1 protein-coding gene is annotated in these 19,022 nt (G+C 75.3%); it reads left to right on the top strand.

Going from position 1 to position 19,022, the window contains the following annotated elements:
• Positions 1-104 precede the first annotated feature (104 nt).
• Positions 105-18,989 (top strand): non-ribosomal peptide synthetase, encoded by an 18,885-nt coding sequence (locus KM933_RS08530; protein ID WP_221349818.1) that lies wholly within the window; start codon positions 105-107, stop codon positions 18,987-18,989.
• Positions 18,990-19,022: the final 33 nt, after the last annotated feature.

The raw sequence follows: 19,022 nt of genomic DNA on the forward strand, positions 1-19,022 counted from the left end.
TTTGGTTAGGTAATCCTTACCTTAGTATGACCTGCGATCCTCCGGCCGAGCCGGTTCCGCACACCCTGGAGGCACGGTCAGCTGTGTCCGGTTTCGAAACGCGTGTGTCCGGTCTCGACGAAGGTGACGTGACGGCGTACTGGCGCCGACGGCTCGACCCCCTCCCGCAGGAGGCGGTGCTCCCCGTCGACTTCCCCTATCCGGCGGCGCCCGGCGGGGAGTCGGACACCGTCAGCCGCACGCTGGACGCGGCGGCCGACGAGATCACCCTCCTGTCCGCCTTCGTGGCCCTGCTGCACCGCTACGGCGGCGCCCACGACATCACCGTCGGGTACGGCGGGCTGCCGCTCCGGGTGGCCCTGGACGGCGGGACCGGGTTCGCCGAGCTGGTGCGGCGGGTGGCGCTGGCGTGCGAGGAGGCCGCGGCCCACCCGGTCGAGATCGGCACGCTGGTCGCCCGGTTGGGCCCGGAGCCCACACGGGGCGGCGGGCTGCTGTTCAACACCGCGTTCGGGGCACCGGCCGGCGGCGCGGACGGCCGTCCGCTCGACGGGCCGTCCGGCGGCCTGCTCGACGGGTTTTCCGGCGGCACGCTCGACCTCGCGCTCGAAGTCCGCGCCGGCGAGGTACGGCTGACGTACCGCCGGGACCTGTTCCGGCCCGGTACCGCGCACCGGGCGGCGGGCCACTACGCCACCCTGCTGGCCGACGCGCTCGCCCGGCCGCACACCCCCGTCGGCGAACTCGGCCTGCTGGACGCCGCGGAACGCCACCGCGTCCTGGTGGAGTGGAACGACACCGAGCACGACGTCCCCCCGCGCACCTGGCCGCAGATGTTCGCCGAGCAGGTCCGGCGGCGGCCGGACGAGACCGCGCTGGTCTTCGGGGACACCCGGCTGACCTACGCGGAGCTGGACGCACGCGCCAACCGGCTGGCCCACGCCCTCGCCGCGCGCGGCGCCGGACCCGAACGCGTGGTGGCCCTCGCGGTGCCCCGCTCGGCCGAACTGATCGTCGCCGAGGTCGCCGTGCTGAAGTCCGGCGCGGCCTACCTGCCGGTGGACACCGACTACCCGGCCGACCGCGTCTCCTACATGCTGGCCGACGCCCGGCCCGCCTGCCTGGTCACCACCGCCGAGGCCGCGCGGGACATCCCGCCGTGCGAGGGCGTGGACGTCGTGGTCCTGGACGCGCCCGGCACCGTACGCGAGCTGGCGCGGCGGCCGTCGACGGCGCCCGACCTCGGCTCCCTCTCCGTCGGCAACGCCGCCTACGTCATCTACACCTCCGGCTCCACGGGCCGCCCCAAGGGCGTGGTGCTCTCCCACACCGGCGTCGCCAAGCTGGTCGCCACGCAGACCGAGCGGTTCGGGATCGGACCGCACAGCCGGGTCCTGCAGTTCGCCTCGCCGAGCTTCGACGTGGCGTTCTGGGACCTGTGCCTCGGACTGCTCTCCGGCGGCCGGCTCGTCGTCGTCCCCGCCGAGCTGCGGGTGCCCGGCGCGCCGCTCGCCGACTACGCGCACGCCCACGGCATCACCTTCATGATCCTCCCGCCGGCCCTGCTCGCCGCGATGCCCGAGGACGTCGAACTGCCGCCCGCCACGCTGCTCGCCGGCACCGAGCGGGTCTCGCCCGAACTGGTCGGCCGGTACGCCCGCGGCCGGATGATGTTCAACGCGTACGGCCCCACCGAGGCGACCACCAACTCCACGCTCGGCCTGTGCGACCCCGACACCCCCGCCGGCACGATCGTGCCCATCGGCGTCCCCGACCCCGGCACCCGGGCCCATGTGCTCGACGCCCGGCTCCAGCCCGTACCGGCCGGTGTGCCGGGCGAGCTGTACCTCGGCGGCGCCGGACTCGCCCGCGGCTACCTGGGGCGGCCCGACCTGACGGCCGAGCGGTTCGTCGCCGACCCGTTCGGGGCACCCGGCGAGCGGCTGTACCGCACCGGCGACCTGGTGCGCTGGAAGGACGACGGCAGGCTGGAGTTCCTCGGCCGCGCCGACGCGCAGGTGAAGATCCGCGGCTTCCGCATCGAGCCCGGTGAGATCGAGTCCGTGCTGCGCGCCCACCCGGCCGTGGAGCAGGCCGCGGTCCTGGTGCGCGAGGACCGCCCCGGCGACCGCCGGCTCGCCGCCTACGTCGTCCCCTCGCTGGACGCGGACCGGGACTTCGGCGAACAGGTCCAGGAGTGGAAGGACCTGCACGAACTCCTCTACTCGGCGGCGGGATCCGAAGGCGGGCAGGACGGCTCCGAAGACCCCCGGGGCTCCCGGGGCTTCAGGGAGAACTTCGCCGGCTGGAACAGCATGTACGACGGTCTGCCCATCCCCGTGGCGCAGATGCGGGAGTGGCGCGAGGCGACCCTCGCCCGTATCGCGGACCTCGCGCCCCGCCGCGTGCTGGAGATCGGCGTCGGCAGCGGCCTGCTCCTCTCCCGGATCGCCCCCGGCTGCGAGGAGTACTGGGGCACCGACCTCTCCGAGGAGGCGGTACGGGCCCTGCGCGCCCAGGTCGACACGGTGCCGGAACTGGCCGGGCGCGTGCACCTGAGCGCGCGGCCCGCCCACGACACCGAAGGGCTTCCCCACGCCCATTTCGACACGGTCGTCCTCAACTCCGTCGCCCAGTACTTCCCGGACGCCGGCTACCTCACCGACGTCATCGGCGCCGCCGCCGGGCTGCTGGCCCCCGGGGGACGGCTGTTCGTCGGCGACGTGCGCAACGCCCGGCTGCTGCGCTGCCTGCGCGCCGCCGTCGAGACGCGCCGCGCGGCCGACCCGGAGGACAAGCAGGCACTGCGGGCCGCCGTGGAGCGGTCGCTCGCCTGGGAGGGCGAACTGCTCCTGGACCCCGACTACTTCGCGGCGCTCGACGGCTTCGACGCCGACATCCGCGTCAAGCGGGGCGGCCACCACAACGAGCTGACGCGCTACCGGTACGACGTGGTGCTGCGCAAGCGCACATCGGCACCGGCACCGGCACCGGCACCGGCCGAGGGCGACGAGGTCGCCTGGGCCGATCTGGTCGGCGACGGCGACCCCGCGGACGGCCGGCGCGGCCCGGACGCACTCGGCGTCCTGCTCGCCGGGCGTGCGACCCCGCTCCGCGTCACCGGTCTGCCCAACGTCCGCCTCGCCGAGGACCTCGCCGCGCTGTCCGCGCTCGACGACAGCAGCCGCGCCGTGTCCCCCGCCGACGCGCCGGACCCGGAGGAACTGCACGCCCTCGCCGCCCGGCACGGTCTGGAGGCGGTCGTCACCTGGAACGGGGGTGCCGACGACGGCAGCCTCGACGTGGTGTTCGGCCCCGCCGGAGCGACCGGGACGGCCCTGCCGTACCGGCCCTCCGGCACCGTCCCCCACGCCAACCGCCCCGCGCCCTTCCGGGACGTGAACTCCCTGATGAAGGCCCTGCGTTCGTACGCGGCCGAACAGCTTCCGGAGTACATGGTCCCCTCCGCCGTCGTCCCCCTCGACCGGCTCCCGGTCACTCCCAGCGGCAAACTCGACGGCGCCGCGCTCCCGGTGCCCGACTACGGGGCCCTGAGCTCCGGCCGCCCGCCGCGCGACGCCCGCGAGGAAGTGCTGTGCGCGGCCTACGCCGAGGTGCTCGGCCTGCGGTCGGCGACCATCGACGACGACTTCTTCGCGCTCGGCGGCGACAGCATCACCGCCATCCGGCTGCTGGTCCACGCCCGCAGGGCCGGACTGCGGCTCAGCTCCCGCGACGTCTTCCGGCACCGGACGGTCGCGGCCCTCGCCGGGGCCGCGGACGTACGCGCCGACGCGGACGCGGGTCCTCCGGCAAGGGGGACCACCGGCGACGGGACCCCCCTCGTACGGCTCACCGAGGCCGAACTCGCCGCGCTGCAGAGCGAGTACCCGGTCACCGTCCAGGAACTGCTGCCGCTCAGCCCGCTCCAGGAGGGCTTCTACTTCCACTCGCTCGTCGACGGCGCGGGCCGCGACGCCTATGTGGTCCAGCAGGCCCTCGAACTGTCCGGGCCGGTCGACGCCGGGGCACTGCGCCGGGCCGCCCAGCGCGTCCTGGACCGGCACGCCCCGCTGCGGGCCTGCTTCCGCCCGCTCCCCGACGGGCGCCCCGTGCAGATCATCGCCGACGGGCTCGAACTGCCCTGGCGCGAGGTGGACCTGACCCGGCCCCGGGGTGGGGCTCCCACCGCCGACGCGGTCGCCGCAGAGGAGCGGGCCCACCGCTTCGACCTCGCCCGCCCGCCCCTGCTGCGCTGCGCCTTCGTCCGGCTCGGCGCGGACCGCGGCCGGCTCCTGCTCACGTTCCACCACGGTGTCGCCGACGGCTGGTCGCTCCCCGTCCTGCACCGCGAACTGCTGGCCTGCTACGGCGAGAGCCCCGCCCCGCTGCCCGAGGTCACCCCGTACCGCACGTACCTGCGTGCGCTCGCGACCGCCGACCGCGACGCCGCACGCGGGACCTGGCGCGGGGCGCTCGCCGGGGTCGAGGAGCCCACCCGCCTCGTCGAGGCGCCCGCCGACGACGGCCCGATCACCCCCGCCCAGGTCCGCGTCGAGCTGTCCGAGCAGGTCACGGCCCGTCTGTCGGCCCGTGCCCGGGAACTCGGCGTGACCCTGGGCACGGTGGTCCAGAGCGCCTGGGGTCTGCTGCTCGGGCGGCTGACCGGCCGCCAGGACGTGCTGTTCGGCACCACCGTCTCCGGCCGGGACGCCGAGGTCGAGGGCATCGAGTCCATGGTCGGGCTGTTCATCAACACCCTGCCCACCCGCTTCCGCTGGAAGCCCGCGGACACCTTCGCCGGTCTCCTCGGGCGGCTCCAGGACGAGCAGGCCGCGCTGCTGGACCACCAGCACCTCGGTCTCGCCGAGATCCAGCGGGTCGCCGGGCCCGCGGGCGGCGGCGAGCTGTTCGACACCCTCGTCGTCTTCGAGAACTACCCGGCCGCCACCGGCCTCGCCGACCCCTCCGGCCGGATCCGTGTCACGGGCCACGAGTTCCACGACACCGTCCACTATCCGCTCGCCCTGATCGTGAAGCCGGGCCGCCGTCTCGACCTGCGGCTCAAGCACCACGCCCGGCGGCTCGACGCCGACGCCGTGCGCCGCGTCGCGGACCGCCTCACCCGGATCCTGCACGCCCTGGCCGCGGACCCAGGGCAGCGGGTCGCCGCCCTGGAGCTGCTCTCGCCCGCGGAGCTGTCCCACGCCCACCCGGCCGGTGAGCGGCGGGAGGTGCCCGCGACCACCCTCGCCGCGGCCTTCGGGGCACAGACCGCCCGCACCCCGCACGCCACCGCGGTCGTGCACGAGGACGGGACCCTGACGTACGCCGAACTCGACGCCCGCGCCGAGGAGCTGGCGCGGCGGGTCCGGGCACGGGGCGCCGGTCCCGGCACGGTCGTCGCGGTCGCCGTGCCGCGCTCCGCGGACCTCATGACCGCCCTGCTCGGCGTGCTCAAGTCCGGCGCCGCCTACCTCCCGGTCGACGTGGACTACCCGGCCGACCGGGTGGCCCACATGCTCGCCGACTCCGGGGCGGCGACGGTCGTCACCACCGCCCGCACCGCGTCCCGACTGCCCGAAGTCCCGGGGCTCGTCCCCCTGCTGGTGGACGGCCCGGCCGAGCAGCCGCCCGGAACCGCCCCCGATCCCGTCCCGGCCGGACCCGACGACCCCGCCTACCTGATCTACACCTCCGGCTCCACCGGCCTGCCCAAGGGCGTCGTCGTCACCCACCGCGCCGTCGTCAACCGGCTCGCCTGGATGCAGGGCGCGTACGGACTGACCGCCGGCGACCGGGTGCTGCAGAAGACCCCGGCCAGCTTCGACGTCAGCGTGTGGGAGTTCTTCTGGGCGCTGTGCGAGGGCGCCGCGGTGGTGCTCGCCCGCCCGGACGGACACCGCGACCCCGCCTATCTCGCCGGACTGATCCGCGATCAGCGGGTCACCACCCTGCACTTCGTGCCGTCGATGCTCGAAGCCTTCCTGCGGTCGCAGGAGATCACCGCAGACCCCGCCTGGGCCGCCTCCCTGCGGCACGTCTTCAGCAGCGGCGAGGCCCTGCCCGGCGCCGCGGCGGCCCGCTGGCTGGAGCTCACCGGGGTACCGCTGCACAACCTGTACGGCCCCACCGAGGCCGCCGTGGACGTCACCCACCACGCGTACGACGGCGCGCCCGGCACCACCGTGCCCATCGGCCGCCCGGTGTGGAACACCGGCCTGCGCGTCCTGGACCCCTGCCTGCGCCCGGTCCCCGCGGGCGTGCCCGGCGAGCTGTACCTGACCGGCGTCCAGCTCGCCCGCGGCTACCACGCCCGGCCCGGCCTGACCGCCGGGCGGTTCGTCGCCGACCCGTACGGCGGGCCCGGCGAGCGCATGTACCGCACCGGCGACCTGGTACGCCGCCGCGCCGACGGGGTCGTCGAGTACCTCGGCCGCACCGACCGCCAGGTCAAGATCCGCGGCAACCGGATCGAACCCGGCGAGATCGAGGCCGCGCTGACCCGGCAGGCGTCCGTCGCGCAGGCCGCCGTCACCGTCGCGGACGGCGCCCTGGTCGCGTACGTGGTCCCCGCGCGCGGCGCCCGCCCGGAGCCCGCCGGGCTCCGGGCCGCACTGGACGGGACGCTGCCCGCCCCCATGGTCCCCGGTGCCTACGTCGTCCTCGACGCCCTCCCGCTGACCCCCAGCGGCAAGCTCGACCGGGCCGCCCTGCCCGCCCCGCAGGCGGTGCGCGCCGGGGCGCGCGCGCCCCGCGACGAGCGCGAGCGGGTGCTCACCGAGATCTTCGCCGGGGTGCTGAAGCTCGACGGGGTCGGCGCCGACGACGACTTCTTCATGCTCGGCGGCGACAGCATCACCTCCATCGGCGTCTCCAGCCGCGCCCGCCGGGCCGGCCTGGACCTGAACCCCCGTGACGTCTTCGAGCACCGCACCCCCGCGGCCCTGGCCGCCGCGGCCACCCCGGTCACCGAGGTGCGCGCCCCGCGCTCCGGGTTCGCCCTCACCGCCGAGGAGACCGAGCGCGTCCACCGCCTCAGCCCCGGCCCGGTGGACGACATCTGGCCCCTCGCCCCGCTCCAGGAAGGGCTGTTCTTCCACTCCACGTACGACGCCGGGACCCTGGACGTCTACACCGTCCACGAGTCCTTCGACCTCGCCGTCCCGCTCGACACGGACCGCCTGCGCACCGCCGTGCGGGTCCTGCTGGAGCGTACGCCGGGCCTGCGCGCCGGGTTCACCAGCGAAGGGCTGCGCCAGCCGGTGCAGTTCATCGTCCGCGACCCGGAGATCCCGCTCGAAGAGGTCGACCTGTCCGGGCTGCCCGCCGGGGAACAGGACGTACGGCTGCGGGAGCTGACGGACGCCGAGCGCTCCCGCCGCTTCGACCTGACCCGCCCGCTGCTCTTCCGCATCCTCCTCGTGCGCCTGGGCGCGGAACGCGGCGACCGCCTGATCGTCGGACGCCACCTGCTCCTGTGGGACGGCTGGTCCGCCTGGCTCTTCCTCGACCAGCTCTTCGCCCTGTACGAGTCCGGCGGCGACCCGGCCGGTCTCGCCGCGCCCGGTTCGTACCGCGACTACCTGACCTGGCTGGAGGCGCAGGACACGGCCGTCGCCACCGGCGCCTGGCGCACCGCCCTCGCGGGGCTCGACGAGCCCACCCTGCTCGCCGCCGCCGACCAGGGCCTGGAACCGGACATCCCGGAGAGCCTGGACGCCGTCGTCCCGGACGAGGTGGGGACCCGGCTGCGGGACCTCGGCCGCCGGCACGGACTGACCCTCAACACCGTGCTCAACGCCGCGTGGGGCCTGACCCTGGCGAGCGCGACGGGGCGCACCGACGTCGTCTTCGGCACGACCGTCGCGGGCCGGCCGAGCGAGGTGCCGGAGATCGAGAACGTCATCGGCATGTTCCTCAACACGGTCCCCGCCCGCATCGCCTACGACCCGGCCGAACCCGTGCGCGCACTGCTGCGCCGCGTCCAGGACGAGCGGCTGGCCGTCATGCCGTACGAGTACCTGGGCCTCGGTGTGCTGCAGGCCGAGACCGGGCACCGGCGGCTCTTCGACACCCTCTTCGTGCTGCGCAACAGCGACACCGAGGAGCGGCTCGCCGAACTGGGCGAACGGCACGGGGCCACCGCCGTCGCCAACGTCGACGCCACGCACTACCCCGTCAACCTCGTCGTCACCCCGGGCCGCGCCGTCCGGGTCACCCTGACCCACCGGGCCGACGTCGTCGCGCGCCCGCGCGCCCAGGACCTGCTCGACCGGTTCGTGCTGCTCCTGGACCGCCTCACCCGCGACCTCGACACCCCCGTGGGCCGCGTCGACGCCCGGCTCCCGGCCGAGCGGCGGGAACTGGAGCGCGAGCGGGCCGCGGGGCGGGTGCCCGAACCCGAGGACACCGTCGCGGACCTGCTGGCAGACAGGGCCGCGGCCACGCCGGACACCACCGCCCTGGTCTTCGGCGACGAGACCCTCACGTACGCCGAACTCGACGCCCGCGTCAACCGCACGGCCCGCCTGCTGCTCGACCGCGGCGCCGCCCCCGAACGGGTCGTCGCGCTCGGCCTGCCCCGCTCGCCCGACATGGTCGTCGCGCTGTTCGCCGTGCTGCGCACGGGCGCCGCGTACCTGCCCCTGGAGCTGGATTACCCGGACGACCGCCTGGTGGCGATGCTCCGGGACGCCCGGCCCGCGCTGCTGCTGTCCAACTCCGCCGTCTCCGAGCGGCTGGCGGCGGCCGACACGCCCCGCGCCCTGCTGGACGACCCGGCGGTCGTCGCCGAACTCGCGGCGTACCCCGCCCACCTGGAGCGGCGGCGCTTCAGCCTGGAGCACCCGGCGTACGTCATCTACACCTCCGGGTCCACCGGCCGGCCCAAGGGCGTCGTCACGCCCTACCGCGGCCTGACCAACATGCAGCTCAACCACCAGCGGGAGATCTTCGAGCCCGCCGTCGCCTCGGCGGGCGGGCGGGCACTGCGCATCGCCCACACGGTGTCGTTCGCCTTCGACATGTCCTGGGAGGAGCTGCTGTGGCTCGTCGAAGGACATGAGGTGCACATCTGCGACGAGGAGCTGCGGCGCGACGCCGAGGCCCTGGTCGCGTACTGCGAGACCCACCGCGTCGACGTGATCAACGTGACGCCCACCTACGCGCACCTGCTGATCGAGCAGGGCCTGCTGGAGGGCCACCGGCCGCCGCTCGTGCTGCTCGGCGGCGAGGCCGTCCCCGAGACGGTGTGGAACCGGCTGCGCGACACCGAGGGCACCTACGGCTACAACCTCTACGGGCCCACCGAGTACACCATCAACACCCTCGGCGGCGGCACCCCCGACAGCGCCACCCCGACCGTCGGACGTCCGATCCGCGGAACCCGCGCCCACATCCTGGACGCCTGGCTGCGCCCGGTGCCCGAGGGCGTGCCCGGCGAGCTGTACATCGCGGGCATCGGCCTGGCCCGCGGCTACCTCGACCGGCCGGCCCTGACCGCCGAGCGGTTCGTCGCCGACCCCTTCGGCGAACCCGGCGAGCGCATGTACCGCACCGGGGACCTCGTGCGCCGGCGTCCCGACGGCAACCTCGACTTCCTCGGCCGCACCGACGACCAGGTCAAGATCCGCGGCTACCGCGTGGAGCTCGGCGAGATCGGGGCCGCCCTCTCCCGCCACCCGCAGGTCGCGCACGCCGCCGTCGTCGTCCGCGACGAACGGCTCGTCGGCTACGTCGTCCCGGCCCCCCTCACCGGCGACGACCGCGACGGCGCCGAACGCGAGCAGGTCGGCGAGTGGCAGGAGATCTACTCCGACGAGTACGAGGAGATCAGCACCGCCGTCTTCACCGAGGACTACGCCGGCTGGGACTCCTCGTACGACGGGCGGCCCATCCCCTTCGAGGAGATGCGGGAGTGGCGCGAGGCCACCGTCGAGCGGATCCGCTCACTGCGCCCGCGCCGCGTCCTGGAGATCGGCGTCGGCTCCGGCCTGCTGCTGTCGAAGCTGGCCCCGGAGGCCGAGGCGTACTGGGCCACCGACTTCGCCGCGCCCGTCATCCGCAAGATCGGCGAGGAGCTGGCGCGGGACCCGGAGCTGGCCGCGCGCGTCACCCTGCGCGCCCAGCCCGCCGACGACCTGACCGGCCTGCCCGCCGACGGCTTCTTCGACACGGTCGTCATCAACTCCGTCATCCAGTACTTCCCGAGCGCCGACTACCTGACGACGGTGATCCGGGGGGCGATGTCACTCCTGGCGCCCGGCGGCGCGCTGTTCGTCGGCGACGTACGCAACCTGCGCCTGGCGCGGACCTTTCAGCGGGAGATCCAGCGGGCCAGGGGCGTCACGGGGGAGGCGCTGGAGCGCGCCGTCGAGCGCGGACTGCGCCTGGAGAAGGAACTCCTGGTCGACCCGGATTACTTCACCACCCTCGGCCACCGCGTCGACCTGCGCACCAAACGGGGACGCCACCACAACGAACTGACCCGCCACCGCTACGACGCCGTCCTGTACACCGGTGACCCGGACCTCGTCCTGGAGCGGATCCCGTCGGTCGACTGGACCGGCGGGCACGACGTGGCGGACCTCGTCCGCGCGGTCACCCCGCTGCGGTTCACCGCCGTCCCGGACGCCCGCGTCGGCACCGCCGGGGGAGTGGACCCCGAGACCCTGCACGACCTCGCCGCCCCGCTCGGCCGCCGGGTCCTGACGACCTGGTCCCGCGAACCCGGCACGTACGACGCCGTGTTCGTCGCCGCGACCGGCTCGGGCGACGCGACCGGCTCCGGCGGCGTCCCCGGCCGCACCGCGGGGCTGTACCTCCCCGGGGGCGGCGAGGCGCCCTACGCCAACGAGCCCACCGCCGCCCGCGGCGCGAACAGCCTGGTGCGGCGGCTGCGCGACGACCTCAAGCAGCACCTGCCCGACTACATGGTCCCGGCCGCGTTCGTCACCCTCGACCGGCTGCCCATGAACGACAACGGCAAGCTCGACGTGCGCGCCCTGCCCGACGCCGAACCGGCCGTCGCGCTCGGCACCGGCCGCGGACCGCGCACCCCGCGGGAAGAGGTGCTCTGCCGGCTCTTCGCCGAGGTCCTCGGCCTGCCCGAGGTCGGCGCGGAGGACGGGTTCTTCGACCTGGGCGGCCACTCCCTGCTCGCCACCCGCCTGATCAGCCGCGCCCGCACCGAGCTGGGCGCCGAGCTGGCGATCCGCGACCTCTTCGAGGCGCCGACACCGGAACTGCTCGCCGCGCGGGCCGGCACCGGACGCCCCGCCCGGCCCGCCGTCACCCCCGCCGAACGGCCCGCCCGCATCCCGCTCTCACCGGCCCAGCGCCGTCTGTGGCTGGTCGAGCGGATCACCGGCAGCGGGGTCGCGTACAACTTCCCGCTGGTCTTCCGGCTGCGCGGCGCACTCGACCTCGACGCGCTGCGCACCGCCCTGCACGACGTGGCGGGGCGGCACGAGGCGCTGCGCACGGTGTTCCCCGAGCACGACGGAGAGCCGTACCAGCACATCCTGCCCGCCGCGCAGGCCGCGCCCGCCCTCACCGTGACGGACTGCGCCGAGGACGAGCTGGCCGGACTCGTCGGGTCGGCGCAGCGCCGCCCCTTCGACCTGGCCCGCGAACTCCCGATGCGCTGCGAGGTGTTCAGGATCGGCCCGGCCGACCACGTGGTGGCCGTCGTGCTGCACCACATCACCACCGACGAGTGGTCCGACCGGCCGTTCCTGGCCGACCTGGACCGCGCGTACGCGGCACGGGCGACGGGCGCGGAACCGGACCTGACCCCCCTGCCGGTCCAGTACGCCGACCACACCCTTTGGCAGGACCGCCTGCTCGACCAGGTCGGCGAGCGGCAGCTCGCGTACTGGAGCGAGGCGCTGCGCGATCTCCCGGAGGAGCTCGTGCTGCCCCTCGACCGCCCCCGCCCGGACGCGCCGACCGGACGGGGCGGCAGGGTGCGCCTCGACCTGCCCGCCGCCACCGGCCGGGCTCTGCGCGACCTGTCCGCCGCCACCGGCACCAGCATGTTCATGCTGTTCCAGGCGGCCACCGCGGCCCTGCTGCACCGGCTCGGCGCGGGCGACGACATCCCGCTCGGGGCGCCCGTCGCGGGCCGCACGGACGACGCGCTCGACGACCTGGTCGGCTTCTTCGTCAACACCCTCGTCCTGCGCACCGACCTGACCGGCGGGCCCACCTTCCGTGAACTGCTGGCCCGGGTGCGGGAGACGGCCCTGGAGGCGTTCGCGCACCAGGACCTGCCCTTCGACCGGGTGGTGGAGGCCCTCAACCCGGTGCGGACGGCCGGCCGCAACCCGCTCTTCCAGGTCATGATCGGCCACCACCACCGGCCGGACGGCGACCCCGACGTGCTCGGCCTGCCCACCGAGTGGTTCGACATGGACACCGGGCAGGCCAAGTTCGACCTGCACTTCACCTTCGTGGACGAGACGTCCGCGGACGGGGCGGACCGGCTGGCCCTGCTCCTGGAGTACGCGGCCGACCGGTGCGACGAGCCGACGGCGCGACGCCTCACCCGCCGCATGCTCCGGCTCCTGGAACAGGTGACCGCCGCGCCGGACCGGCCCGTGCGGGAACTGGACGTCCTCGACGCCTCCGAGCGCGCTCTCGTGCTCACGGACTGGAACGACACGTCCCACCCCACGGACGCGACGACCCTTCCCGAGCTGTTCCGCGCCCAGGCGGCCCGTACGCCCGGCGCCCCGGCCCTGGTCTTCGGGGAGGAACGCCTGACCTACGCGGAGCTGGACGCCCGCGTCGAGCACACCGCACGGGTGCTGGCCGGGGCGGGCGTGGGCCCGGAGACGACGGTGGCCGTGGCCCTGCCGCGCTCGGCCGACCTCGTGGTGGCCCTGCTCGCGGTGCACCGCGCGGGCGGCGCCTACCTCCCGCTGGACACCGGTCTCCCCGCGGAACGCCTCGCGTTCGTGCTGGAGGACACCCGCCCGCTGCACGTGGTCCGCGACGCCCTCCCGGAGGGCGGGTACGGCGAACTGCCCGGCTCCTACGACCCGTCGAGCCCGGCGTACGTCATCTACACCTCCGGCTCCACGGGCCGCCCCAAGGGCGTGGTCGTCCCGCACGCGGGCATCGTCAACCGCCTGCTGTGGATGCAGGACGCGTACGGCCTGGACGCCGGGGACCGGGTGCTGCAGAAGACGCCCGCCGGCTTCGACGTGTCCGTGTGGGAGTTCTTCTGGCCGCTGATCACCGGGGCGGCCCTGGTGGTCGCCGCACCGGACGGCCACAGGGACCCCCGCTACCTCGCCGAGCTGATCCGCCGGGAGGCCGTCACCACCGCGCACTTCGTGCCCTCGATGCTCCAGCTGTTCCTGGAGGAACCGGCCGCCGCCGGGTGCACGGGCCTGCGCCGCGTGCTGTGCAGCGGCGAGGCCCTGCCCGCGCCGCTCGCCGAGCGCTTCCACCGCACGCTCGCCCCCGTCGAACTGCACAACCTGTACGGGCCCACCGAGGCGTCCGTCGACGTCACCGCCGGCCGGGTGCACCCCGGCGCCGCGCCGGTGACCATCGGCCGGCCGGTGTGGAACACCCGCCTGTACGTCCTGGACGCCGCGCTGCGGCCGGTGCCCCCGGGCGTCGCCGGAGAGCTCTACCTCGCGGGCGCGCAGCTGGCCCGCGGCTACCTCGACCGGCCGGGCCTGACCGCCGGGCGGTTCGTCGCCGACCCGTACGGAGGGCCGGGCGGGCGCATGTACCGCACGGGCGACCTCGCCCGCTGGACGTCCGGCGGCGAGGTCGAGTACCTGGGCCGCACCGACGACCAGGTCAAGATCCGCGGCTTCCGGGTCGAGCCCGGCGAGGTCGAGGCCGTACTGGCGCGGCACGGCACCGTCGCCCGGGCCGTCGTGACCGCGCACGGCCAGCAGCTCGTGGCGTACGTCGTCCCGGCCGCCGAGCGTGCCACCGACAGTGCGGAACTGCGCCGCCACACCGCGGCCGAACTGCCCGAGCACATGGTCCCGGCGGCCTTCACGGCCCTCGACGCCCTGCCGCTGACCCCCAGCGGCAAGCTCGACCGCAGGGCGCTGCCGGCACCCGACTTCGCCGCGGAGACCACCGGCACCCTGCCGCGCGATCCGCGCGAGGAGATCCTGTGCGGCCTGTTCGCCGAGGTCCTCGGCCTCGAACGGGTCGGCGTCCACGACGACTTCTTCGCCCTCGGCGGCCACTCCCTGGTCGCCATGCGGCTGGCCGCCCGCGTGCGGACCGCGCTGCGCGCCGAGGTGTCCCTGCGGACGCTCTTCGAGGCGCCCACGGCCGCCCGGCTCGCCGAACGCCTCGGCGCGGGCACCGGGCACGCCGGCGGTACGCCGCCCGTCCTCGCGCCCGCGGACCGGCCCGAGCGCCTGCCGCTCTCCTTCGCCCAGCAGCGGCTGTGGGTGCTGTACCGGGTCGAGGGCGCCAGTTCCACGTACAACATCCCGCTCGCCTGGCGGCTCACCGGGCCGCTCGACGCCGACGCGCTGCAACTCGCGGTCGGCGACCTGGTGGCCCGCCACGAACCGCTGCGCACCGTCTTCCCGGAGGACGAGGACGACGGGCGCGCGTACCAGCGGATCCTGACGCCGGAAGAGGCGCACGTCCCGGTGCGCACCACCGCCGTCGCCGACGAGGAGGAACTGGCCGGGCGGCTCGCGGAGGCCGCCGGGTACGGCTTCGCGCTGGACCGCGAACCGCCGCTGCGGGTCCATCTTTTCCGCATCGGCGACGGTACCCACGTCCTGCTGCTCCTGCTCCACCACATCGCGGGCGACGAGTGGTCCGACCGGCCGCTCACCCGGGACCTCACGGAGGCGTACACGGCGCGTGCGGCGGGCCGCGCGCCGGACCGGGCACCGCTGCCCGTCCAGTACGCCGACTACGGCCTGTGGCAGCGTGCGGTGCTCGGCGACGAGAAGGACCCGCGGAGCCTCGCCGCCCGCCAACTGGCCTTCTGGAAGCAGACGCTGCACGGGCTGCCCGAAGAGCTCGCGCTGCCCGCCGACCGGCCGCGCCCACCGGAGGCGAGCCACCGCGGCGGCGCCGTCGACATGCCCCTGGACGCGGAACTGGCGGCGGGGCTGCGCGAACTGGCCCGCTCGGGCGGCGTCAGTGTGTTCATGGTCGTCCAGGCGGCCGTGGCGGCCCTGCTGACCCGGCTGGGCGCGGGCACCGACATCCCGCTCGGCAGCCCCATCGCCGGACGCACCGAGGAGGTGCTGGAGGACCTGGTCGGGTTCTTCCTCAACACCCTGGTGCTGCGCACCGACACCTCCGGCGACCCGGCGTTCCGCGACCTCCTCGCCCGGGTGCGGGAGACCGACCTGGCCGCCTTCGACCACCAGGACGTGCCCTTCGAACGGGTGGTGGACGTCCTCAACCCGGCCCGCTCGCTGTCCCGGCACCCGCTCTTCCAGGTCATGGTCGTGTACCTGGCCGCGGGCGGCGACGGGGACGTCCTGGCGGGCCTCGACGCCCGGCGGGAGGACGTCGGCGCGACCGGCGCCAAGTTCGACCTCTCCTTCGACTTCGTGGAACGCGCCGGCGGGGACGGGGTCGACGGCGTGCTGGAGTACAGCGCCGACCTGTTCGACCGTGCCACCGCCGAGGCGATCGCCGCACGGCTCGTACGGCTGCTGCGGGCCGTGGTCGCCGCCCCGGGGACCCCGATCGGCCGGATCGACATCCTCGGCGACGCGGAACGCCGGCGCCTCCTCACCGAGTGGAACGGCCGGCCGCCGCTCGCCGCACCGACCACCGTGCCCGCCCTCTTCGCACGGCAGGCCGCGCTCTCACCGGACGCCCCGGCCGTCGCGTCCGACGGCCTGGAGCTGACGTACGCGCAGCTCGACGCCGGGGCGAACCGGCTCGCCCGGCTGCTCGTCGCGCGCGGCGCGGGCCCCGAGCGGATCGTGGCGCTGGCCCTGCCCCGCACCGCCCGCACCCTGCTGGCGATCCTCGCGGTGCACAAGGCGGGCGCCGCCTACCTGCCGCTGGACCCCGGCGCACCGGCCGGGCACATCCAGGACACGCTGGACGACGCCCGCCCCGTCCTGGTGCTCACCACCCGGGAGCTCGCGTCCGTGCTGCCCGCCGGTGGACCGCCGCCGCTGGAACTGGACGCCCCCGCGACGCTGGAACTGCTCGCCGCCCAGGCGGCGACCGACCTCACCGACGCGGACCGCACCGCGCCCCTGACCCCGCGCCACCCGGCGTACGTCATCTACACCTCGGGCTCCACCGGCCGCCCCAAGGGCGTCGTCGTCACCCACGAGAGCGTCGGCCACCTCTTCCACAGCCACCGCGAGACGCTGTACGCGCCCGCCAAGGCCCTCACCGGACGGCGGCACCTGCGCGCCGGACACGCCTGGGCGTTCTCCTTCGACGCCTCCTGGCAGCCGCAGCTGTGGCTGCTCGACGGGCACTGCGTCCACGTCGTCTCCGACGAGACGCGCCGCGACCCGGAGCTGCTCGCGGCGGCCGTCGTCGCGCACGGCTTCGACTTCCTGGAGGTCACCCCGTCGTTCTTCGCGCAGATGGCCGGGACGGGCCTGGTCCGCGAGGACGGCGGCAGCCCCCTCGCGGTGGTCGGCGTCGGCGGCGAGGCCGTACCGTCCGCCCTGTGGGAGCGGCTGGCGCGGCTGACCGGGACCGAGGCGTTCAACCTGTACGGGCCCACCGAGTCCACCGTCGACGCGCTGGTGGCCCGGGTGCGCGACAGCGACCGGCCGCTCGTCGGCCGCCCCGTCGCGGGCACCCGCGCGTACGTCCTCGACGACCGGCTGCAGCCCGTACCGCCCGGTGTGACGGGCGAACTGTACCTGGCCGGCGGCGGGCTCGCCCGCGGCTACCTGGGCCGCCCGGCCCTGACCGCCGAGCGCTTCGTCGCCGACCCGTTCGGGAAGCCCGGCTCCCGCCTCTACCGGACCGGCGACCTCGCCCGCTGGACGGCCGACGGGTACCTGGACTACCTGGGCCGCGCCGACGACCAGGTCAAGATCCGCGGCTTCCGCATCGAACCCGGCGAGATCGAGTCCGTGCTCGCCGCCCACGCGGACGTGGCGCAGGCGCTGGTGACGGTACGCCAGGAGGGCCCCAGGAAGCTCCTCGTGGCGTACGCGGTCCCCGTCCCCGGGGTCCTGCCGGACCCGGGACGCCTGCGCGCGCACATCGGCGGGCACCTGCCCGACCACATGGTCCCGGCCGCCGTGGTCCTGCTGGACCGGCTGCCGCAGCTGGCCAACGGCAAACTGGACCGGGCCGCCCTGCCCGCCCCGGACTTCTCCGCGCTCTCCACCGGCCGGGCGCCCGGCAGCGCGCTGGAGCGGACCCTCTGCGCGGTGTTCGCCGACGTCCTGGGACTGGACGAGGTCGGCGTCGACGACGACTTCTTCACCCTCGGCGGCGACAGCATCATGGCGATGCAGCTCGTCAGCAGGGCCCGCGCGGCGGACGTGCGGATCACCCCGCGCCTGGTGCTGCGGCACCGCACGGCCGCCGGGCTCGCCGAGGTGGCGACCGCCACCGGGACCGCCGGCGCGCGCCCCGCCGACGAGGGAACCGGCACCGTGCCGCTCACCCCGGTCATGCACTGGCTGCGCGAACTGGGCGGCCCCTTCAAGGGCTACCACCAGGCGGCCCTGGTGCGGACGCCCGCCGCACTGGACCGGCCCGGCCTCACGGCCGTGCTGCGCGCCCTCGCGGAACGGCACGCCATGCTGCGCGCCACGCTGGTCCGTACCGACGCGGACGACTGGAGCATCGAGGTGCCGGCCGCGGACGCGGTCGACCCCGGCACCTGGATCGAACGGGTCGACGTCATCGGGCTGGACGCCGAGGGACTGCGGGCGGCCGTCGCGGACGGCGCCCACGCCGCCCGCGCCGCGCTCGACCCCGAGGCCGGGGTCATGGTGCGGGCCGTCTGGTTCGACGCGGGCGCCGAGCCCGGCAGGCTGCTCCTGATGGCCCACCACCTGGTGACCGACGGCGTGTCCTGGCGCGTGCTGCTGCCCGACCTGGAGACCGCCTGGCGGGCCGTCCGGGCGGGACGCCCCGCGCAGCTCCCGCCCGCCGACACGTCCTTCCGCACCTGGGCGCGCAAGCTGGTGGAACTGGCCCAGGACCCGGCCCGGGAGGCCGAACTGCCCTTCTGGACGAGCGTGCTGGAAGGCGCGGCGCCCCTGCCGCTGAAGAGCCCGCTCGACCCGGACCGCGACACGGCAGGGACCGTACGGCGGCTGGAGCTGCGGCTGCCCGCCGAGCACACGGGCCCGCTGCTGTCCGCGGTGCCGTCCGCCTTCGGCGCGAACGTCAACGACGTCCTGCTCACCGGCCTCGCCCTCGCGGTGGCCGACTGGCGGCGGCGCCACGACAGCGGCCCCGGGGGACCGGTCCTGGTCGACCTCGAAGGCCACGGCCGCGACGAGGAGGTCGCGGGGGACGTCGACCTGTCCCGTACGGTCGGCTGGTTCACCAGCGTCTTCCCCGTCCTCCTGGATCCCGGCCCCGTCGACCTGGACGCGGCGCTGGCGGGCGGCCCGGCCGTCGAGGAGGCGCTCGACCGGACCCGGCGGCACCTCGCCTCGCTGCCCGCGAACGGCACCGGCTACGGCATGCTCCGTCACCTCAACCCCCGCACCGCACCGGTCCTCGCGGGCTTCGGGGCACCGCCGATCGAGTTCAACTACCTCGGCCGCTTCGGCATCCCCGAGGACATGGACTGGTCGTACGCCCCCGAGGAGGAGGTCTCGGACATCGGCGCCGAGCCGCAGATGCGGGAGGGCCACGCGCTCGGCATCGACGTGGTCACCGAGGACCGCGCCGACGGCCCGGTCCTGGCCGCCCACTGGTCCTGGCCCGGGGCGGTCCTGGACGAGGAGGCGGTCCGCGACCTGGCGGAGGGCTGGTTCCGCGCACTGAAGGCCCTGGCCGCCCGCGCGGCCGGCCGCGACTAGGCCAAAATCCTTGTACGCGATGTGAGTTGTACG

The organism is Streptomyces beigongshangae (assembly GCF_019710745.1).
Classification (GTDB): Bacteria; Actinomycetota; Actinomycetes; order Streptomycetales; family Streptomycetaceae; genus Streptomyces; species Streptomyces beigongshangae.